The following is a 19,710-nucleotide window of genomic DNA, read 5'->3' on the forward strand; positions in this document are numbered from 1 at the left end:
GAGAGAGGATGAGTATGAAGTGAAAGCACATGTTCTTTTAATTGAGGATGAAACGCAGATAGCTCGTGTCGTAAAAATGGAGCTGGAATATGAAGGTTATCAGGTCACAGTAGAACATGACGGTAGAGCAGGTTTTGAAGCAGCCTTACAAACAAACTTTGATTTAATTTTATTAGATGTGATGCTGCCTGGGCTAAATGGAATCGAGGTATTAAGAAGGCTAAGAAAGGAAAATAGGAATGTTCCTGTTATTCTTTTAACAGCTCGAAATACAACATTAGATATAGTATCAGGTTTAGATCAAGGGGCAAATGACTATGTGCCCAAACCATTCAGAATCGAGGAATTATTGGCCAGAATTCGAGCTTGTTTACGCAATCAATCTAAAGCAATTCATGAGAATTCCGTAATGAAGGTGAATGATTTAATAATTGATGCAGATGCAAGAGAAGTTACTAGGAATGGAAAAAACATTACGTTAACACCCAAGGAATATGACTTTTTGCTTTATTTAGTCATGAATAAAAACAAAGTGGTCACACGGGAAAATATTTTACTGAATGTTTGGGGATGGGAATATGAAGGTGAAGGCAACATACTCGATGTTACTGTAGCCCATCTCAGAAAAAAAATAGACGAAGGATTTTCCTCCCCATTATTCACGACCGTTTGGGGAGTGGGGTATACCCTAAAGGAGAAAACAAATGAGGATTACCACAAAAATTAATCTATTAACGACTGCTTGGATGCTGTGTATTTTGATACTTGTAAATATCGCTGTCTACTTTTCGTTTATTAAATTCACGACTAATATGGAAGAAGTAGAACTGTATCAAAAAGCAGAGGACATAATAAAAGTTATTGATTCACTCGATGGATCCAGCAATATTAACGAAAAATTAGGTGAATTTTTAACTCCCTATTCCTATATAAGAATTATACATCCGAATAACAACGTCATTCACGAAATAACCAATGATTCATTACTTTCAAAAACGTTGCAAGGTAAATACTCTGAAACAAAACAAGCACAAACACATTTGATTTCGGCAGAACAAGTTGAGGAACAGGTTTTAATTGTTCGTGTTCCAATTAAAAATGGTAATCAAATTACCGGGAGTTTAGAAATTGGAGAACGATTATTAGGTTTTGAAACTGATAAAGAGATACTTCGTGCCATTCTAGGCCTCTGCACCTTATTAGCTGCGATTTTTTCCTTGCTTGGTGGCAAATGGTTGTCCAGTATGATTATGAAGCCCATTTCAAGCATGATTAAAACTATGGAGGAAATTGAAATAAGTGGGGTTCCTAAGCCCATCGCCATTCAAAATCAGACAAAAGATGAACTCCATACAATGGCAAGAACGTTTAATCGAATGATTCACAGACTTCAAGAAAATATGGAAAAACAAAAACAGTTTGTGTCTGATGCGTCCCATGAATTAAAAACACCTTTAACTATCATTATGAACTATACTGATTTTTTAAGAAGGCATGGATTAGAAAATCAAGAAATTACAGATGAAGCAATCAATGCCATTACTTCGGAAGCGACCAGAATGCAAAAAATGACACAGACACTTCTAGACTTAGCTACCTTAGAGAATGAAAGTGCTCTAGAATTGAATGAGCTAAATTTGGTGTCTTTATGCCAGAGTATTTTAAATCAAATGAAACAAGTTTATGGGCGTGAAATATCGTTACATTATGATGAGGATCCAATTGTTATATTTGCGGATGAATTAAAAATTAAACAGCTTATGATTATTTTGCTAGATAATGCCATGAAATATAGTAATGATAAGATTGATGTATTTATTGAACAGGATCATCAACATGCCATTATACGTGTAAAAGATTATGGAATTGGGATACCACAGGAAGAGCTTCGTAATATTTTTGAACGATTTTACAGAGTGGATAAAGCAAGAACCAGAAAAACAGAAGGCTCTGGTTTAGGACTAAGCATTGCGAATAGAATTATGAAATTATATAAAGGTGAAATTAAAATTACAAGTAAAGAGGGAACAGGGACGACAGTAGAATTGTATTTACCATTTATTAATAAAGTATAAACAGGTCTCGTCAATACTGGCTCAATTAATTATGAGCCTGGGCATTTGTGTTTATTAGAACTTATTCCAACTACGCCGGCCAAATATGAAGTTTGCAATCAATTTTAGTTTTAATAATTAAATTTCTGTAACATAGAACTTATTATTTTGTAAGTGTTAGGGGACCATGTTGACAATCTAATATTTTTCTATTATTATTTTAAAAACGTTAAGGAATTAATATAATTTCGTATAACCCCAATAATATGGTTTGGGGGTCTCTACCAGGAACCGAAATTCCTGATTACGAAGAAAGTACAAAACTTGTATTTTCTTTGTAGTCAGGAATTTTTTTGTATTTTAATCTAAAGAAATATTTCAGGAGGTCAAAAATGAACTTTTTAGCATTGCCCAAAATTGAACTTCACTGTCATTTGGATGGAAGCCTAAGGGTTGAAACTATTATCGATATTGCACAGAAGGAAGGCATTCAGTTACCCACTTTTGATAAGGATGGACTGCAAAAGGAGCTGATTGCTCCGTTAGAATGTGAATCTCTTGATGAGTATTTAAAAAGATTTTCTCTTCCTAATTTGGTCATGCAGTCCAAGGAGAACTTAAGAAGAATTACTTTTGAGCTATTTGAAAATGCAACAAGAGAAAATGTGAAATATTTAGAAGTCAGATTTGCCCCGTTACTTCACACATTACAAGGTCTTGGTGTTGAAGAAGTTATTCAATCTGTTATAGAGGGGATGAGGGACGCTGAAAGCTGTTACGAAATAAAGGGAAATATAATCCTGTCTTGCATGAGGACGATGTCTGTAGAAAGCGCATTTGAGGTGGTTGAAAAGGGGAAAAAGTTCCTTGGAAAAGGTGTGGTGGCAATTGACCTATGTGCATCCGAAGAAGAAGGCTTTTGTGAAAAATTCGTAGATCCGATCGCATTAGCCAAAAAATATGGCTACAGAGTCACTATTCATGCCGGTGAAACGGGAATTGGTAAAAATGTTCTAGAGGCTGTTGAAATGTTGGGTGCTGAAAGAATAGGACATGGAGTATTTATTAAAGATTGTGCCGAGGCTTATAAGATTGTGAAAGAAAGACAGGTAGTGCTTGAAATGTGTCCAACAAGTAATGTCCAGACGAAAGCTGTTCATCATTATTCGGAACATCCGATTTATAAGTTTCATAAAGATGGAATAAAAGTGACATTTAATACAGATAATCGAACAGTATCAGATACTACAATGGCAAAAGAAATCCATTTAGTTAACAATGAATTTAATCTAAGCGAAGAAGATTATCGGCAAATTTATTTAAATAGTGTAGAAGCATCCTTTGCGGATCAAGAAACTAAAGAATGGTGCTTAGCACAATATTAAAGAAAATTAGGCTTAGCAACAAAAACAAAATTAGCAGATTGTGAAGAAATGTATTTAAAAATAACCAGCTTCGATATCTTTTTTTAAGCAAGTCTCTTTTGGAACGCAGATGCACCATTTTCCATACACAATGATGAGAGTTTGGCTCTTTTCCTTTTAGTTAATCTGCCCCATTCAAATAAGAGCGTGTTTTGATCAATCTTTTTCAAAACATGCTCTTTAGATTGGTTCTCATATCAAGGTTAATATCATTAATTTAATCAAACTTTATGACAAAACTACAGGGATTAGGTTTGTAAGTTCATTCTCTTTTTATAAGTTGTAATTATTCAGTAAAGGACACGCCATAAATAAAAGGTAGCGTATGATTCCCAGTTTTTCCACGGAAACGATAGTTCTAAGATTTCCTCTTTCGTAGGCTTTCGGTCCATATTACGTAATAATTTTATCGAATTAATAAGACCCACGTCATCGATTGGGAAAGCTGTCTGGAATCTGAGACAGCGCATTAGAACATAGTTGGCTGTCCAGGGACCGATTCCTCGTATTTTAATTAAGCTTTTTTCAGCATCTTTAAAGTTCATTGTCACTAATTTTTCCCTCGATAATTCTCCACTTGCCATTAATTTGGCAATCCCAATGATATATTCACTTTTTTTTACCGTCATTTTAATATCTGCTAGGTCGGTAGGTGTTAACTGTGCAATTCGTTCATACGATGGGAACACCCAATACTTTTTACCATTCCATTCGATAGAATCGCCAAATCCTTCTACAAATTGCTTCTTTAAGGAGTACGCGAAGGCTAAGTTAATTTGTTGCCCTAAAACTCCCCAACATAAAGCCTCAAATAAATCGGGAATGCCGACAACTCGCAATCCATAGAATTTCCGGGCAGGCATTTTAAGTAATGGGTCTGCTTTTACCATTTCATAAAATGGTGTTAAATCGTTATCAAGATCAAACCATTCATGAATATATTTTACAATCTCTTCCCGTTTCCACTTTTCAATAGGTCTAGAATCATTTAGGAATTGAACAACCATTTGTTTATTATTGATGACGCTTACCTGTACTAAGGACCGAATTTCCCCAATGGCTATAACTTTTGTAATAATATCGTTTTCTATTTCATACATGCATTCATTTTTTTCCCTTGTTAGATAGGCTAGGTTTGCATTCATGTCGAAATTGTCAGGTAGTGTGATTACAATATCATCATTGACTTCATACCATGTCACTTTTTCATTCTCCTCATCTTATTACGATTTTCTATTGCAATTTTACTTTATCACATAATACTCTTTACTAATTTTGTTATCTTGCTATTACATTCTAAACACCTTATTTTTTTCTACTTATGAGGTTATAGTGTTAGTTATCAAGAATGCTAAATAGGGGTGGATAAAAATGGTCCAAGATATAAAAACACGTATCGAAAACTTAAATTGGGATTCAATTCAAAATGACTTAGATGAGCAAGGATTTACAAAGCTTCCAGCGATTTTAACAAAAGAGGAATGTGAATTCTTCATAGAATTGTATTGTGAGGAAGAGTCATACAGAACGACAATCAATATGACGAGATATCGCTTTGGGAATGGAGAGTACAAATATTTTTCCTATCCATTACCTGAAATCATCCAAAGTTTAAGAGAGTCCTTTTATGTAGAGTTGGCCAAGACAGCTAATCGATGGTTGGGTTATTTAAAGAAAACAGAACAGTTTCCAGATCATCTTCAAGATTTTTTGAACACCTGTGAAGAATATGAACAAACTAGACCGACACCTTTACTATTAAAGTATGAAAAAGGCGGGTTTAATTGTTTGCATCAAGATTTATATGGCGACATATTTTTCCCGTTTCAAGTAGTATTTGTATTAAATCAACGAGAGAAAGACTTTTGCGGTGGAGAATCTCTATTAGTGGAACAAATTCCACGTGCTCAGAGTAGGGGACATGTCATTACTTTAGAACAAGGCAGCGCGCTGATCTTTCCGACTAACCATAGACCTGTTCTAGGTAAAAGAGGATATTACAAAAATACGGTTCGTCACGGAGTAAGCACGGTTACTTCTGGAGAACGATTCGGTCTTGGAATCATTTTTCACGATTCTAAATAAAGTGAAACTTTGATCAGTGGGGGTTTTCTTCATCCCCCACTGATCATTAGTTAAACCAATCGGGCCTTTACGGGCTGTTCATCTCCCACCTAAACTTCTCCGATTTTTCTAAGTTTTGAGGTGGGAGTCTTACAGCCCGTTAATGCGGGATGAAAATTAAACTTCAATATCTTGCTATTCCATTCCCAGAACTATACATTCTGAATTTAAAGGGAGTATATTGTTAGAAGAGGTGAGATAAATGCCGGATAGTATCAATAACGGACATAAAGAGAGCCATGATCATAGAATTTCGGATGATGTAGAAATGATAACAGATGAAAAGTGGCAAGCAATATTAAATAATGATGCAGCGTACAATCATCAATTTTTCTACGCTGTAAAGTCAACAGGGATATTCTGTAAACCATCCTGTAAATCTCGCGTTCCGAAAAAAGAAAATGTATGCATTTTTCCAAACGCAGAACAAGCTATTCGCGCAAATTTTCGCCCTTGTAAACGGTGCAAGCCCACTAATGAAAATCTGCCTGATAGCGAGTGGGTTGATGTAATTACTGAATACATTGATAAAAATTTCACAGAAAAATTAACGCTAGAATCGTTAGCAACTATTTGTCACGGGAGTCCGTATCATATGCATCGAACTTTTAAAAAGATAAAAGGTATTACGCCGATAGAGTATATACAACAAGTTAGAGTACACGCGGCTAAAAAGTATTTGATTCAGACAAATAAAGCGATTGGAGATATCGCCATATGTGTGGGGATGGCTAACGCGCCTTATTTTATTACTTTATTTAAAAAGAAAACTGGACAGACACCAGCACAATTTCGGCAAATGAGTAAAACGGAGGAAAAGTACAATGGAAACAAAGAATAAACCAACTCTTTATTGGTCTTTACTAACGTTTAAGGATTGGCATTTTTATATTGCTTCAACTTCTAAAGGGCTTGTGTTTGTAGGTTCACAGAACAAACCATTCGCGGAATTGTTCGAATGGGCTAAGAAACGCTTTCCAGGAAGTCCTCTTGTTGAAGATGATGAAAAGCTTGAACCCTATGTCGTTGAAATCATTCAGTATCTAGAAGGAAAGCGAAAAACCTTTACTGTTCCATTTGAGTACGTAGGTACGCAATTTCAGCTAGCAGTCTGGCACGCACTTTGTGAAATTCCTTATGGACAGACGAAATCCTATTCCGACATTGCAAATGCTATAAATAAACCAGCAGCTGTTCGTGCTGTAGGCGCAGCGATTGGGGCTAATCCGGTATTAATTACTGTACCGTGCCATCGTGTAATAGGAAAGAGTGGCTCATTAACTGGCTATCGGGGTGGATTAGAAATGAAGACACTACTCCTGGATCTAGAAAAGCTAGCTTCATCTAGCAATGAGTAATTATTGCCGCACAATAATGGAGGTACCGTCATGAAAAATGAATTATTCTATAAAAATCCGAAAACCATTCTGAATAAAGGGACTGGCTTTCTTTCTGGCTATACTCATTCACTAAATCCTTATACAGGCTGTTCATTTGGGTGTTCCTATTGTTATGTACGCGAAATGCCTGTATCTCTTTTTCGAGAAGGGGAATGGGGAAATTGGGTCGATGTGAAAAACGGAGCTGCGAATTTATTAAAAAAGGAGCTTCATCGCGCCAAAGCCAAAGGGGATGTAACGATTTTTATGTCATCAAGTACAGATCCATATCAACCAATAGAGCATAAGGAAAAAGTGACACGATCTTTACTAGAAGTTATGGTAGAAGATCCCCCTGACTTCCTATTAGTACAGACTAGAAGCCCACTTGTAAGCCGAGATATTGATTTACTACAACATTTTAAAGATAAAGTGCGAGTAAGTATGACTATTGAGACAGATTCGGATACGATACGTAAACATTTTACACCAAAGGCACCCCCAATCCAGGCGCGCTTTATGACATTGGAAAAATTAGCAGCTGCGGGAATACCGACCCAAGTTGCTATAGCCCCCATCTTACCGAGTGGGGAATATTTTCCTGAGAAATTGAAGCCATTCGTCGATCGGATATGTATGGATGACTACTTCATGGGCGATGGCAGTGGTGGAAAACGCACAAGAAAACTTGGTATTGAGAAAAAATATGCCCAACTTGGTTTAGAAGAATGGTATGGACCACATGTAATTAATAAAGTATATAACCAATTTATTGAAATCTTTCCGGAAAATCAAGTTTATGTAAGCCAGGCTGGGTTTGAGCCGTAAAAAAATAGGCAGTAATTTATTGCAAATACAATAAAAATAACTTAAATTTAATAGAGAGTTAACTATAAAGGAGTGTAATCAATGACAGTAAAATTAGCTAAGTGTAGTATAGGAGATTTAATAAAACTACAAGAAGTCAGTATCGAAACATTCAATGACACATTTAAAGATCAGAACTCACCTGAAAATATGAAAACTTATTTGGAGAAAGCATTTAATACTATACAGCTGGAGAAAGAATTGTCCAATCTAAATTCGGAATTCTATTTCATCTATTACGACGAAGAAACCGCTGGCTATTTAAAGATAAATGTCAATGAGGCTCAATCAGAACAAATAGGGGATGAATCACTAGAAATTGAAAGAATTTACATTAGAAATAAATATCAAGGAAAAGGACTTGGAAAACATTTAATCAACAAAGCGATGGAAATAGCTGTAGCACAAAACAAAAAAAGCATCTGGTTAGGTGTTTGGGAAAAGAATGATAATGCATTAGGTTTTTACAAGAAAATAGGTTTTATCCAAACTGGGGCTCACTCTTTTTATATGGGTGATGAAGAACAAATTGATATCATCATGACAAAAACACTTCTATAAAATATTTATGGCAGAAACGTTGCTATAACAACATTTCCGCCTTCTTTTTTAATCACTTTCTATTTTTCTTCATGGCTTCTGCCACTGCAGAAGCATTAGGATCCTCTTCTTTATAAAGCTTACTTATAATATTTGCGTAATCAGTAGCATTACGATTTTGACTTAATTTATAGGCAGCTTGAACTTCTTTTATTTTAATTCTAAATCCTTTTATTCCTTTTATCTCTTGTTGTAACATTTCAGGAGAAAGATTATCCCACAATACAGGGTTTTCACGAAATCCCTCATATTTTTCAAGTAAATTAGTCAAATCCTGTTCTAACTCATTTCCTTCCATGAGACTTGCTTTTCCATAAACATGAACGGATTGATAATTCCAGGTCGGCACATTTTCTTTTTCATACCAAGAAGACGAAATATACGCATGTGGACCATTAAATATAACTAATATTTCATCTATGTCCTCAAAAGTTCTCCATAGAGGATTTCCATATGCAAAGTGACCTGTGAGGAAATATTCATCCTTAATTTTATTCAATAATAATGGTACATGGGAGGCTATTGGTTTTCCTTTTCTTATGGAAACAATTGTTGCAAAGGAATTGTCTTTAATAAATTCTTTGATTTCTTCTACATCAGTTATTTTGTAGTACTTAGGAATATACATGTTAAATCTCTCCTTATATAATAGAAATCATTGTGGTTTTTTAAAAAGAATTATTATCGGACATGTGTTTACATTTTCTCTGCCACAATGTAGATTTTATTATAATAACCCTCTGGTATTGTTAAAAGTGCCAAGAATGTTATTTGCCAATAATATATGCTTGAAATTACACCAATATGAAGAACCACTATATTTTCAATTTATATAAATTCATAAAAGTTGAACTAAAACCAAATTGCATCTCAACGAAGCTTAGCTAAACATTTAAACATTAGTCGCAACACAGTTGACGCTGCATATCAACAGCTTCTTGTAGAAGGGGATGTGGTAAGTAGAGAAAGAGAGGGGCTATTTGTTGTAGAACTTGAAAAGGATTACTTAGCGGGTATTGGTTTCCCAGCATATCTAAACTCACCATCATAATCGTCCTCTAGCTCATGCCCAGATCAGAGAAGATTCTGACTAACTTTAAGGTGTCGAAAAAATAATGATTTAAATTATGATAGCAATAGCGCCCCCTGAACAAAACAGGTGGGTGCTATTTGACGCTTACCTTTATTCTTTCTTTGCTATAATATTATGCTGCGGATGAATCCTCATCATTTGGTATAATAAAGAATAGATTTTTTGGAACGGAGCGATTGATATGAATGGAGCGCAAAAAGCGTTTTTTGAGGAAAAGGAGCGTTCACTTGGTGTTCGTCTAAATGATGTGCAGACGCAGGCGGTGTTGCAAACGAATGGCCCGCTGTTACTATTGGCATCTCCAGGTTCAGGAAAAACGACGACGATTATTATGCGTATTGGCTATATGATTGAGGCGCTTGGTGTGAATCCTTCTCGCATAAAGGCTGTCACGTTTAGTAAGGCATCGGCCGGTGATATGAAGTCACGTTTTGCAAAGTTTTTCCCGCATTTGCCACCGGTTGATTTTTCGACGATTCATAGTTTAGCATTTCAAGTTGTGCGGCAGACACTTGAACGTCAGGGCATTTCGTACGGCATCATTGAAGAATCGGACAAGCCTGGTGTTGTTTCAAAAAAACGAGTGCTTCGCGAGATTTTTGAACAATTAAATGGCTCAAAAATTACCGAAGACCAGTTAGACGAGCTACTGACGTACATAACGTTTATCAAAAATAAAATGCTGCCAGAACAGGAATGGGCAATTGCAGAAGTAAAGGTGCCAAGAAAAGTCGAGATTTTACAGCGTTATGAGGAATATAAACGCACAGGTAGTGACCGTTTGTTAATTGATTTTGACGATATGCTATTAATGGCGAATGATATTTTCACGAAAAATCGAGAGGTGTTGGCGCAATACCAACGCCGCTACGATTATTATTTAACGGATGAAAGTCAGGATACATCGCCCGTTCAACATGCGATCATCGCGAAGCTCGTCGCAGTCCATCAAAATTTATGCGTCGTTGCAGATGAGGATCAGGCCATTTATAGCTGGCGTGGTGCAGAGCCAGATTATTTGTTGAATTTCCGAAAGATATATCCGGAGGCGCATGTTTTACTTATGACGCAAAACTATCGTTCATCTGCAACGATTGTAGAGCCAGCCAATATATTCATTCAGCGAAATAAAAAGCGTTATAACAAGCAAATGTTTACGGAAAATCCTGCAGCAGAGCCAATCTCGTTTAAAATCTTAGAGAATTACAATTTACAGGCCAAATATTTAGTGGACCGATTGAAGAATCTGGCTAAGCGTGGCTCCACGGCTATTTTATATCGAAATAATACGTCAGCCATTCCGCTTATGGACGCGTTTGACAGAGCAGGTTTGCCTTTCTATATGAAAGATTCCACGATTCGCTTTTTCACGCATTGGGTAGTGGAGGATATTATGAACTTCATGCGTCTAGCGTACAATACAAAAAATACCACGGTATTTGAAAAAGTTTACAGAAAAATGAATGCTTATATTACACCAACGCAATTGAAGGCGCTACAGAAAGTGCAGGAGGATAGCTGTGTATTCACACAGTTGTTAGAGCATGTGGAGTTAAAGGATTATCAGCCTGAATATATTAAGCGGATTCGCAAAACGTATGATAGCATTCAATTTGATAAAACGACGCCAACAGCCATGCTAGAGCATATCCGTTATGACTTTGGTTATGAGCGTACCTTAAAGAAAATGAGTGAGAACCTCGGATTTAATTATGAAAATTTACTAGATATTGTGGATGTACTTGGTTTAATTGCTCGTCATACGCCGACGATGACCGAATTTGCAGGTCGTTTGAAGCAGCTTGAAAATTTAGCACGTTCGTCCAATATAAAAAATGAATTGAATGCAATTACACTGACAACATTGCACAGTTCGAAAGGCTTGGAATTTGACCATGTGTATTTGATTGACTTGATTGAGGGGATTTTACCTAGTGAGGCAGAAGAAGAAATCGAAGAAGAAACGCGACTCTTTTATGTCGGTATCACGCGCGCGATTCGCCATTTGGAATTAATTTCGTATAGTAAGCGCTTTAAAACAAGTGTGGTGCCATCGATTTTCATGAAGGCGTTAAAACAAATCGTCTCACCGCAGGAATTGCCAAAGAAAGCGCCGAAAAGTCTAAAGAAAGCACCGAAGCAATACCGTAATGAGCGGACGATTACAACCGAGTCAGCGTTAATCGTTGGCTCAAAAGTAAAGCATGTGATTTTGGGAGAAGGGGAAATATTAGCCGTTACGAGTAGCACGATTGAATTGTCATTTGCTACGGGGATTAAGAATTTTTTGACGGATGCATGTTTACAGCAAGGCTATTTAGAAACGATTGAAGAAAGAACGGTTGAATACCGTTAACGTCTTACTCTCTACTTATATTATAACCCCATCTGATAATTATTTATAGACTACTTTTTCACCCATTCCTTACCTTATACTGTTATACGCAAGTTAAAAAAAGTATAAGGGGTGCGTTTATATGAATGACAAAAATAATATCTTAGATCTCGGTCCGTTCTTTCATGGTACTAAAGCAGAACTGAAAATCGGAGACCTACTTGAACCTTATTATCCCACTTGAAGATATTTCTGCACATCATATCTGAAAGTGAAATAGCTTATAATATTCGGACTTTGGGTCATAAACTTCGTATTTGGCTGGTGTTGAAAAATGAACAAGAAAGTGTTGTAAAATAATGTAGAAACTGAAGACTTAGGAGATGATGGAGGATGCAAATGAGATTATTACAGAAATCAAAAGATATGGCAGAAGTCTATTTGCAAAACCCGAAAATTGAAGCTATAATCCTGGCAGGATCGGTTTCAAGAAACTTACAGGATGAAAATTCGGACATAGAATTGCACATTTTGTGGTCAACACCACCAGAAGAGGAAGACCGAAAGACCCCCATTAAAAAGGTTGATGGAAACATTTTGGCGTATCATCCTTATGAAGAGGAAGAGTGGTCTGAATCCTATCTAACTGGAGATGGGATTAAATTAGAAATAAGCAACTTTTTAACCATAACAGTTGAACGCTTTATCTCAGATGTGGTGGATAAGTACGAAACTGCCTATAATCAACAATGTATTGTAGCCTCAATTTATGATGGAGTAAGTTTATATGGAAAAGAAAAAATAAGAGAGTTAAAAAATAGAGTTGTAGAATATCCCTTAGAACTTTCTAAATATATGATTTCCGAAAATCTTTGGTTAGGAAACCGATGGAATAACCGAAAAGCTTTATTAAAACGAAAAGATTGGCTTATGCTTTATGATGTAATTTGTGAAGTACAAAAGAAGTTGCTTGGTGTTTTGTTCGGTATGAATAAAATGTATGTACATCATCCTGCATTTAAGTGGATGGAATATAGTATTGAACAAATGAGAATCAAACCTAAAAATCTCTATGATCGAATGACCAATATTTTGTTAAGAAATCCAGAACACGGTCTATATGAATTGGAAGTATTAATTGAAGAGGTACTAATTCTTGTTGAAAAATACTTCCCAGAATTGAATATAAGTGAACAAAAGAAGCAAATTGGATTTCTGAAGTAAAGGGGCAGTACAACTAGAGGGACACTTGAGATAGAGTGACCAAAAGTCAGAGGGTATAAAAGATAAACATTTAATAAGTTATATAGCAGTAGCGAAAGAATTAGAAATTAATCATTCAATGGTAAGACGTTGGGTTTCAGGCAAGAGACTACTAAAGTGCCACAGCAGAAGAATTTTATTACTCTTTGTAATACGGTTACTAAACAACAACACTTGGAAATGTTTAGGATAAACAATGGCTTTAAGGGTTTACCTCGTGAATGCAGCAAAAGCAGGAGCAAATAAAATTGAAACAGCTAAACTTGCATAGGTCATTAATGTTATAGCGCGTAACACTAATGCCCAGTTCTCAATTGTACATATATGCAATGTATCACATTGAGACTCCCACCCCTAAAGGGACAAGCTGACTAATGTCAGTGGGATTCCTGAGTAACTAAGCGTTCGCAGTCCATTTCTGTTTTGAACAGCTCTCAAGATTGGGGTAGTATCCCATTACCCCTCCCTATCCAGTGCATATAGCAGATAAGGCTACGCTACTGTTACCATAGCGTATAGTTGGTTTCGTTCGATGTGTTTTAGCGTCTTTTTCATGACGACACATATTGTTTTACCGATAGCATGAATTAGGCTATCGAACCTTATACAATATCCAATTTTCAATGAACGAGCGTGTTTTATAGACTTTTACTTGTCTATAGATGAAGTATAACACCCTTTCAGACAATTAAGGTAGCAAATGTTACCTCTTAGTCTGACCTCACTTTCATCTAAAGACGGGCTACACCCTGCATGGGCTTTCTCGTTCGGAGAATCTGTAAAAGGTCAATTTTTTTAGAAAAATGGGTGGAAATCTATTGCATTTATTATTCAGCAAGCATAATATAAGTGTATAGTTATATATTAATTTAGTCACCTGTATTTATCCGGTGATTTTATTTTAAACCATATATAAGCAAATGATTATACAAGGAGAGCAGATATGGAAAACACACTAATTGAAAAACAACTAAAGGCAGCAGCTGACTTGAATCGCATTAAACTACTTGCATGCATGAAAAATGGGGAGGTCTGTGTATGTGATTTTGTGGATGTTCTAGGAATATCACAACCTGCAGTTAGTCAGCATCTTCGAAAATTAAAGGAGGCAGGTATTATTACTGAGCGAAAAGTAGGAACTTGGAAACATTATCGTTTAGTTGAGGAGCAAACGCCGTTGATGAAGGGCATTTTAGAACAAATCCAGCCTGTAACTGGATGCGATTGTGGCACAGACTGTTGCCATATAGGAGGAGATGTAAATGAGTAATGAATCCTTAACGAAACAGCTTTCTTTTCTAGATCGCTACCTTACGTTATGGATTTTTGTAGCGATGGGGCTAGGTGTTTTATTAAGTATTACAATGCCTAATATTGGCGAAGCATTAGAATCCATGTCTATTGGGACCACATCTATACCGATTGCTTTAGGGTTAATTGTCATGATGTATCCACCTTTGGCAAAAGTGAAATACGAGGAAATGTGGCGTGTATTTAAGGATTGGAAGGTTCTCTTACTGTCACTATTCCAAAACTGGCTGTTGGGTCCGTTTTTAATGTTCTTTTTAGCGATCATCTTCTTAAGAGATTATCCAGAATATATGGCAGGGCTCATTATGATTGGTTTAGCTCGATGTATTGCAATGGTAATCGTGTGGAATGATTTAGCGCGTGGAGATCGTGAATATGTTGCTGGTCTAGTTGCATTTAACTCCATTTTTCAAATCTTAACGTATTCGATTTTTGCCTACTTTTTCTTAAATGTACTACCTGGTTGGTTTGGTTTAGAGAATTTCAATGTGTCCATTTCAATGTGGGAAATTACGAAAAGCGTACTTATTTACTTAGGGATACCATTTGCTGCCGGAATTCTAACACGATGGATCGGCATCAAAACAAAAGGGAAGCAGTGGTATGAAGAAAAATTCTTACCTAAGATTTCTCCACTTACTTTAATTGCACTGCTTTTCACCATTGTGATGATGTTTGCATTAAAGGGTGAAAAATTAGTCGAATTACCACTCGATGTTGTACGAATCGCTATCCCATTATTTATTTACTTTGTTGTGATGTTTGCTGTTTCATTCTTCTCTTCACGTAAAGCAGGGGCGTCCTATCCTGTCACAGCCGCCCTGTCGTTTACAGCGGCTAGTAATAACTTTGAATTAGCAATTGCTGTAGCTGTAGGTGTTTTTGGACTTCATAGTGGAGTAGCTTTTGCCGCTGTCATTGGTCCACTTGTTGAAGTACCTGTACTCATTGGACTTGTATGGGTTGCTCTACGATGGCAAAAGAAATATTTTAAAACTATTAAATTATAAGAATTATAAGGAGTAATGTGGGATGTATTAGATGAACATTATGAAAAGGGTACGCCAATAACTATGTTTGTAGAAAGGAAACTTTAAGATGTTAGAAAATGGCGTTATTTAGTTTTTAATCGCCACTCGAAAAACAACAATCAAGTTAAACAGAACCTACTTTTTAAATAAGGCTATTCGTAATTAATAGTGGAATGTAACTTATAAAAACTATATTCCACTATATATTTGAAACAAAATGTGCAGTAAAAAAGCCAATTAGAACATTCTAATCAGCTTCTGTTTTTTAGTTTTTTTCCTGTTTCAATACCCGCACCGAAAACTGCCGATACCATACAAATGAAATATAGAATTTGTTGGAATCTATCTGCTGTCCAATATCCCAAAAAATTCATAAATACAAGGATGACAAACAAAATTGAAGAAACAATGAGTGAATAAAAGCTAAAACTATGAGACATTTTAACCCCCTAATTTATGTTAATGAAATTACATTTTCAGGTTAACATAAATTAGGTGTTAAAACCATATTACTACTGAATACTTTGAGGGAATTGTTTAGCAGAGGAAAATAATATAGGGTATTCCACTACTTATTATGAATACCTTATATTATTTGTCCTTATTTTTAGTATATATAACACAGAAACGTGCGTGATGTTATTGGCAAACGTATTGAACAATTTGTAGCAGAGGAGTCGAAATAAAATGAAAAAAATTCATATTTATGAGCAAGCAATGTGCTGTTCTACAGGATTATGTGGACCATCTATTGACCCAGAGTTATTACGTATGTCATTTGTAATGAATAATTTAAAGAAAACAGATATAGAAGCTGAACGATTTAATTTAACAAATGAACCAAATGCCTTTGTAGAAAATGAAGCCATCAATCAGCTTCTAATGTCAGAAGGAATGGATGCACTGCCTGCAACGTTTGTAGATGGAGAACTACTTTGTAAAGGGAAATACCCTACAAATGAACAATTTTCACAGTGGTCAGGACTTTCAGAAGAAGAACTAGTACAAAAACCAAAAGTACGCATATCACTAAAAGGAGATGCGTAAAAATGGAACGCTTTACAAGAAGTCAATTCCCGGATACTCCTTTCCTCTTTTTCACAGGGAAAGGGGGCGTTGGAAAAACGTCTGTAGCTTGTAGTTTATCAATAGCCATTGCAGATGAGGGAAAAAAGGTGCTGCTAATTAGTACGGACCCAGCATCCAACTTACAAGATATTTTCGGTCAAACACTTTCTAATACCCCAACAAAAATTGAAGGTATAGACAATTTATTTGCATTAAATTTAGATCCTGAACAGGCAGCACAACATTATAAAGAGCAAATGGTTGGCCCGTACCGAGGAAAACTGCCTGATGTTGTAATACAAAACATGGAGGAACAACTTTCAGGTGCATGTACAGTTGAAATTGCTGCATTTAATGAATTTGCAACACTATTGACAAATAGTTCAATGATTGAAAGCTTCGACACAATCGTGTTTGATACAGCTCCAACAGGGCATACATTACGTCTATTACAACTACCTTCTGCATGGTCTACATTTTTAGATGATAACACTACTGGTACTTCGTGTTTAGGTCCATTAAAAGGACTAGAGCCTCAACGTGAAATCTATAAAGAGGCTGTTGAACGTTTAAAAAGTGCCGATCAAACGACACTAATGCTTGTGACACGTCCTGATGTAAATCCTTTAAAAGAGGCAGCACGTGCATCTCATGAACTGTTCGAAATCGGCATTCAAAACCAGATCTTACTAGTTAATGGCTATATGAAAGATCTTAATTCAAATGATGAAATGGAGAAAGCATTCATTGCACGCCAAACTGAAGCATTAGAGATGATTCCTAAAGAGTTAAAACAATTTGAACAATACTACTTACCGTTTGTACCTTACTCATTATCAAATATGGAGCGTATGCAAGCATGGATGACAGATCAGGTTATCACACATGAAAATGAACCAGAAAAAGGTATTACAATTCCAGAAGTAGAGGAAATGATTACTCATTATTTAGAACGAAAACCGAAGCTTATTTTCACGATGGGTAAAGGTGGTGTTGGTAAAACTACAGTTGCTTCGTATATTGCCCTACGATTAGCAGAAGAGGGCGTGCATGTGCATTTAACTACAACAGATCCAGCCGCTCATCTAAATTGGACATTCGGAGATGACAAAGTTAAAAATGTAACGGTTAGTCGTATTGATCCGAAAGTAGAAGTTTCAAACTATGAGGCAGAAGTGCTTGCAAAGGCCAGTGAAACGATGAATGAAGAAGGTTTAGCATTTGTCAAAGAAGACTTGGCTTCTCCTTGTACAGAAGAAATCGCAGTATTCCGAGCGTTTGCCAATGTTGTAGAAAATCATCAAGATGAAGTCATTATTATTGATACAGCTCCGACGGGTCATACGTTGTTGTTATTAGATGCGACAGAAGCTTATCATCGTGAAATAAGCCGTTCGCAAGGTGACATCCCTCCAGCTGTTTCAAACCTGTTACCACGATTACGTGATGCAAGTTATACAAGTGTAGCAATCGTAACACTGCCTGAAGCAACACCTGTTTTTGAAGCAACACGTTTACAGGAAGATTTACAGCGAGCTGGTTTATCTGTTGGTTGGTGGGTTGTCAATCAGACATTTTCATCTATCAAAACAACAAGTCCAACATTAATACAAAAACAACAGGCCGAAACAAAATGGTTAGAAGAAATCAAATCCATCAGCAACAATCAATTCGTGGCAATCCCATGGGTAAAAACACCACCAGTAGGAACAAAAGGTTTACATGAACTTAAAGGAGAGAACATCAAATGAAAATGAGTCCAGAAGGTAAAAATTATTTAGAGCAAGTATTAGCTGATTCTGAGGTGAAAACACTGCGTTTCTTCGGCATCCCAGGATGCTGTGGTGTTAATTTAGGTGTGGGCTTAGAAGCACCAACAAATGAAGATGCTGTAGAGACAATTGAAGGGATCGAAGTTGCCATTCATCCTGATATTGCCCCTCAATTAACAGAAGTCACAATTCATGCAGAAGAAGAAAATGGTGAACTAGGTTTAGTGTTAGTAGGATATTCACCAAAATCTTGCTAAGGTGGGGTTTTAAATGAAAAGAGAAGATGATATTCGTGCAAATGTACGTGAAAATTATGCGAAAGTAGCCTTAAAATTAAACAGCACACAAGGATGCTGTACACCGGCTTCTAGCTGTTGTAATCCGGATGACAATCAAAATATTTCCATTGAAGAAATTTCGCAAAAAATGGGCTATACAAAAGAAGAGCTAGCTTCTATTCCTGACGGAGCTAATATGGGGCTTAGCTGTGGCAATCCACAAGCTATCGCGGATTTGAAGCATGGAGAAACTGTTGTCGATTTAGGTTCTGGCGGAGGTTTCGATTGCTTCCTAGCTGCACCAAAGGTAGGGAAAGAAGGTCAGGTAATTGGTATTGATATGACACCTGAAATGATTTCTAAGTCACGTCGGAACGCAGAAAAACCGGGTTTTGAAAATGTAGAATTTCGTTTAGGTGAAATTGAACATATGCCTGTTGCGGATCATACAGCTGATATTATCATTTCAAATTGTGTGATCAATCTATCACCAAACAAACAACAAGTATTTAAAGAAGCCTACCGTATTTTAAAAACAGGTGGTCGTTTAGCGATTTCAGATGTTGTGTTAACAGCAGCCTTACCAGAAAGTTATTTAACAGATATGAATTTATATTCCGGATGTATCTCTGGTGCTATTTCAATTGAAGAATATGAAGAACTGCTAAAGGATGCAGGCTTTACAAATATCTCAATTGAACCAAAAGATGATTCAAAAGAATTTATCCGTGAATGGGAACCTAATTATGATTTAGAAAGTTATATTGTCTCAGCTATTATTCAGGCCGTTAAATAGAAGGGTGAACAATGGTGACCGTTAATCATGCTAGTGTGTTAACAAAAGAATATTTCATTTCATATTTGACTCTAATTATGAAAAGTAGAGAATATACATTACCTCAGGCTGAATTATTTGCTTATGATTTCTTCTTTAAAGGAGATAAAGAACGCTATGGCGATTCAACATGGTTCCAATTCGAAAAAGCTACAAAAGAAATAGAGAAAAAATTGTGTGAAAATGAAGGTTGATAGTTGCATCATATTAAATTACGTCTAGCTTAATGCTAGACGTAAAAAATACACTATATATAAGAAAATGCTTATGTTCCAA

At 36.1% G+C, this 19,710-nt stretch carries 19 protein-coding genes, 1 pseudogene and 1 riboswitch; of the genes and pseudogenes, 18 read left to right on the top strand and 2 right to left on the bottom strand.

From position 1 onward, the window contains the following. The first annotated feature begins 19 nt into the window (after window positions 1-19). The 3 genes from ACFCYJ_RS02430 (at window position 20) to add (ending at window position 3,439) form a co-directional block, all read left to right on the top strand. The gene (locus tag ACFCYJ_RS02430) at window positions 20-727 is read left to right on the top strand and encodes a response regulator transcription factor (protein ID WP_483869450.1); all 708 of its coding nucleotides are present in this window, start codon (window positions 20-22) and stop codon (window positions 725-727) included. Between the two features lie 85 nt (window positions 728-812). After that, window positions 813-2,075 (top strand): ATP-binding protein, encoded by a 1,263-nt coding sequence (locus ACFCYJ_RS02435; RefSeq protein WP_376070211.1) that lies wholly within the window; start codon window positions 813-815, stop codon window positions 2,073-2,075. Between the two features lie 207 nt (window positions 2,076-2,282). After that, a riboswitch (purine riboswitch) is annotated at window positions 2,283-2,381 on the top strand. A 65-nt stretch (window positions 2,382-2,446) separates the two neighbouring features. Beyond that, window positions 2,447-3,439, top strand: coding sequence for an adenosine deaminase (gene add / locus ACFCYJ_RS02440; RefSeq protein ID WP_376070214.1), 993 nt, complete (start codon window positions 2,447-2,449; stop codon window positions 3,437-3,439). A 329-nt stretch (window positions 3,440-3,768) separates the two neighbouring features. Here the strand turns inward: add and ACFCYJ_RS02445 are convergent, their stop codons facing one another. After that, window positions 3,769-4,680 (bottom strand): DNA glycosylase, encoded by a 912-nt coding sequence (locus tag ACFCYJ_RS02445; RefSeq protein WP_376070217.1) that lies wholly within the window; start codon window positions 4,678-4,680, stop codon window positions 3,769-3,771. Between the two features lie 169 nt (window positions 4,681-4,849). Here ACFCYJ_RS02445 and ACFCYJ_RS02450 point away from each other — a divergent pair, with 169 nt between their 5' ends. The 5 genes from ACFCYJ_RS02450 to paiA all read left to right on the top strand — a co-directional run bounded on the left by ACFCYJ_RS02450 (window position 4,850) and on the right by paiA (window position 8,409). After that, entirely contained in the window at window positions 4,850-5,563 is a 714-nt protein-coding gene (locus ACFCYJ_RS02450) for a 2OG-Fe(II) oxygenase (protein WP_376070220.1), read from the top strand. A gap of 241 nt (window positions 5,564-5,804) precedes the next feature. Then, a complete protein-coding gene (locus ACFCYJ_RS02455) occupies window positions 5,805-6,443 on the top strand; it encodes a bifunctional transcriptional activator/DNA repair enzyme AdaA (RefSeq protein ID WP_376070223.1) in 639 nt (212 codons plus the stop codon). Next, window positions 6,427-6,960, top strand: coding sequence for a methylated-DNA--[protein]-cysteine S-methyltransferase (adaB, locus tag ACFCYJ_RS02460; protein ID WP_376070225.1), 534 nt, complete (start codon window positions 6,427-6,429; stop codon window positions 6,958-6,960). Before ACFCYJ_RS02455 ends, adaB begins: the two co-directional genes overlap by 17 nt. 30 nt (window positions 6,961-6,990) lie before the next feature. Further along, window positions 6,991-7,809 carry an SPL family radical SAM protein gene (locus ACFCYJ_RS02465; protein ID WP_376070228.1) on the top strand — a complete coding sequence of 273 codons (819 nt, stop codon included), beginning with the start codon at window positions 6,991-6,993 and terminating at the stop codon, window positions 7,807-7,809. Window positions 7,810-7,890: 81 nt separating this feature from the next. Beyond that, window positions 7,891-8,409 (top strand): spermidine/spermine N(1)-acetyltransferase, encoded by a 519-nt coding sequence (gene paiA, locus ACFCYJ_RS02470; RefSeq protein WP_376070231.1) that lies wholly within the window; start codon window positions 7,891-7,893, stop codon window positions 8,407-8,409. 52 nt (window positions 8,410-8,461) lie between these two features. On the opposite strand, the gene ACFCYJ_RS02475 is transcribed toward paiA, so the two are convergent. Then, complete coding sequence (locus tag ACFCYJ_RS02475; protein ID WP_376070234.1) at window positions 8,462-9,076, bottom strand: FMN-binding negative transcriptional regulator; 615 nt, start codon at window positions 9,074-9,076, stop codon at window positions 8,462-8,464. 646 nt (window positions 9,077-9,722) lie between these two features. Here ACFCYJ_RS02475 and ACFCYJ_RS02480 point away from each other — a divergent pair. From ACFCYJ_RS02480 to ACFCYJ_RS02525, 10 genes and pseudogenes are all read left to right on the top strand, one after another. After that, complete coding sequence (locus tag ACFCYJ_RS02480; RefSeq protein ID WP_376070236.1) at window positions 9,723-11,897, top strand: ATP-dependent helicase; 2,175 nt, start codon at window positions 9,723-9,725, stop codon at window positions 11,895-11,897. 121 nt (window positions 11,898-12,018) lie between these two features. After that, a pseudogene (locus ACFCYJ_RS02485) lies at window positions 12,019-12,111 on the top strand (NAD(+)--rifampin ADP-ribosyltransferase); the annotation flags it as partial. A gap of 164 nt (window positions 12,112-12,275) precedes the next feature. Next, complete coding sequence (locus tag ACFCYJ_RS02490; protein WP_376070238.1) at window positions 12,276-13,100, top strand: DUF4037 domain-containing protein; 825 nt, start codon at window positions 12,276-12,278, stop codon at window positions 13,098-13,100. A 982-nt stretch (window positions 13,101-14,082) separates the two neighbouring features. Beyond that, complete coding sequence (locus ACFCYJ_RS02495; RefSeq protein WP_376070240.1) at window positions 14,083-14,409, top strand: ArsR/SmtB family transcription factor; 327 nt, start codon at window positions 14,083-14,085, stop codon at window positions 14,407-14,409. Then, window positions 14,402-15,460: an ACR3 family arsenite efflux transporter gene (gene arsB, locus ACFCYJ_RS02500; RefSeq protein WP_376070242.1), complete on the top strand. Its 1,059-nt coding sequence runs from the start codon at window positions 14,402-14,404 to the stop codon at window positions 15,458-15,460. Before ACFCYJ_RS02495 ends, arsB begins: the two co-directional genes overlap by 8 nt. A 708-nt stretch (window positions 15,461-16,168) precedes the next feature. Continuing rightward, entirely contained in the window at window positions 16,169-16,528 is a 360-nt protein-coding gene (arsD, locus tag ACFCYJ_RS02505) for an arsenite efflux transporter metallochaperone ArsD (protein ID WP_376070245.1), read from the top strand. A 2-nt stretch (window positions 16,529-16,530) separates the two neighbouring features. Beyond that, window positions 16,531-18,300, top strand: a complete 1,770-nt coding sequence (gene arsA, locus ACFCYJ_RS02510; RefSeq protein WP_376070248.1) for an arsenical pump-driving ATPase — start codon at window positions 16,531-16,533, stop codon at window positions 18,298-18,300. Next, entirely contained in the window at window positions 18,297-18,578 is a 282-nt protein-coding gene (locus ACFCYJ_RS02515) for a Fe-S cluster assembly protein HesB (RefSeq protein WP_376070251.1), read from the top strand. Before arsA ends, ACFCYJ_RS02515 begins: the two co-directional genes overlap by 4 nt. Window positions 18,579-18,591: 13 nt before the next feature. Further along, window positions 18,592-19,395 carry an arsenite methyltransferase gene (locus ACFCYJ_RS02520; RefSeq protein ID WP_376070254.1) on the top strand — a complete coding sequence of 268 codons (804 nt, stop codon included), beginning with the start codon at window positions 18,592-18,594 and terminating at the stop codon, window positions 19,393-19,395. 11 nt (window positions 19,396-19,406) lie between these two features. Continuing rightward, window positions 19,407-19,628 (top strand): hypothetical protein, encoded by a 222-nt coding sequence (locus ACFCYJ_RS02525; protein ID WP_376070257.1) that lies wholly within the window; start codon window positions 19,407-19,409, stop codon window positions 19,626-19,628. Window positions 19,629-19,710 lie beyond the last annotated feature (82 nt).

Source organism: Lysinibacillus sp. NPDC056232 (assembly GCF_042267565.1).
GTDB lineage: Bacteria > Bacillota > Bacilli > Bacillales_A > Planococcaceae > Lysinibacillus.

What these genes read in the sequence shown, in the direction of transcription:
- ACFCYJ_RS02525 (WP_376070257.1), top strand. Translation starts at nt 19,407, where the DNA reads ATGGTGACCGTTAATCATGCTAGTGTGTTAACAAAAGAATATTTCATT.
- arsB (WP_376070242.1), top strand. Translation starts at nt 14,402, where the DNA reads ATGAGTAATGAATCCTTAACGAAACAGCTTTCTTTTCTAGATCGCTAC.
- ACFCYJ_RS02475 (WP_376070234.1), bottom strand. Translation starts at nt 9,076, where the DNA reads ATGTATATTCCTAAGTACTACAAAATAACTGATGTAGAAGAAATCAAA.
- adaB (WP_376070225.1), top strand. Translation starts at nt 6,427, where the DNA reads ATGGAAACAAAGAATAAACCAACTCTTTATTGGTCTTTACTAACGTTT.
- ACFCYJ_RS02495 (WP_376070240.1), top strand. Translation starts at nt 14,083, where the DNA reads ATGGAAAACACACTAATTGAAAAACAACTAAAGGCAGCAGCTGACTTG.
- ACFCYJ_RS02455 (WP_376070223.1), top strand. Translation starts at nt 5,805, where the DNA reads ATGCCGGATAGTATCAATAACGGACATAAAGAGAGCCATGATCATAGA.
- ACFCYJ_RS02435 (WP_376070211.1), top strand. Translation starts at nt 813, where the DNA reads ATGGAAGAAGTAGAACTGTATCAAAAAGCAGAGGACATAATAAAAGTT.
- arsA (WP_376070248.1), top strand. Translation starts at nt 16,531, where the DNA reads ATGGAACGCTTTACAAGAAGTCAATTCCCGGATACTCCTTTCCTCTTT.
- paiA (WP_376070231.1), top strand. Translation starts at nt 7,891, where the DNA reads ATGACAGTAAAATTAGCTAAGTGTAGTATAGGAGATTTAATAAAACTA.
- ACFCYJ_RS02490 (WP_376070238.1), top strand. Translation starts at nt 12,276, where the DNA reads ATGAGATTATTACAGAAATCAAAAGATATGGCAGAAGTCTATTTGCAA.
- ACFCYJ_RS02515 (WP_376070251.1), top strand. Translation starts at nt 18,297, where the DNA reads ATGAAAATGAGTCCAGAAGGTAAAAATTATTTAGAGCAAGTATTAGCT.
- ACFCYJ_RS02480 (WP_376070236.1), top strand. Translation starts at nt 9,723, where the DNA reads ATGAATGGAGCGCAAAAAGCGTTTTTTGAGGAAAAGGAGCGTTCACTT.
- ACFCYJ_RS02520 (WP_376070254.1), top strand. Translation starts at nt 18,592, where the DNA reads ATGAAAAGAGAAGATGATATTCGTGCAAATGTACGTGAAAATTATGCG.
- ACFCYJ_RS02450 (WP_376070220.1), top strand. Translation starts at nt 4,850, where the DNA reads ATGGTCCAAGATATAAAAACACGTATCGAAAACTTAAATTGGGATTCA.
- arsD (WP_376070245.1), top strand. Translation starts at nt 16,169, where the DNA reads ATGAAAAAAATTCATATTTATGAGCAAGCAATGTGCTGTTCTACAGGA.
- ACFCYJ_RS02465 (WP_376070228.1), top strand. Translation starts at nt 6,991, where the DNA reads ATGAAAAATGAATTATTCTATAAAAATCCGAAAACCATTCTGAATAAA.
- add (WP_376070214.1), top strand. Translation starts at nt 2,447, where the DNA reads ATGAACTTTTTAGCATTGCCCAAAATTGAACTTCACTGTCATTTGGAT.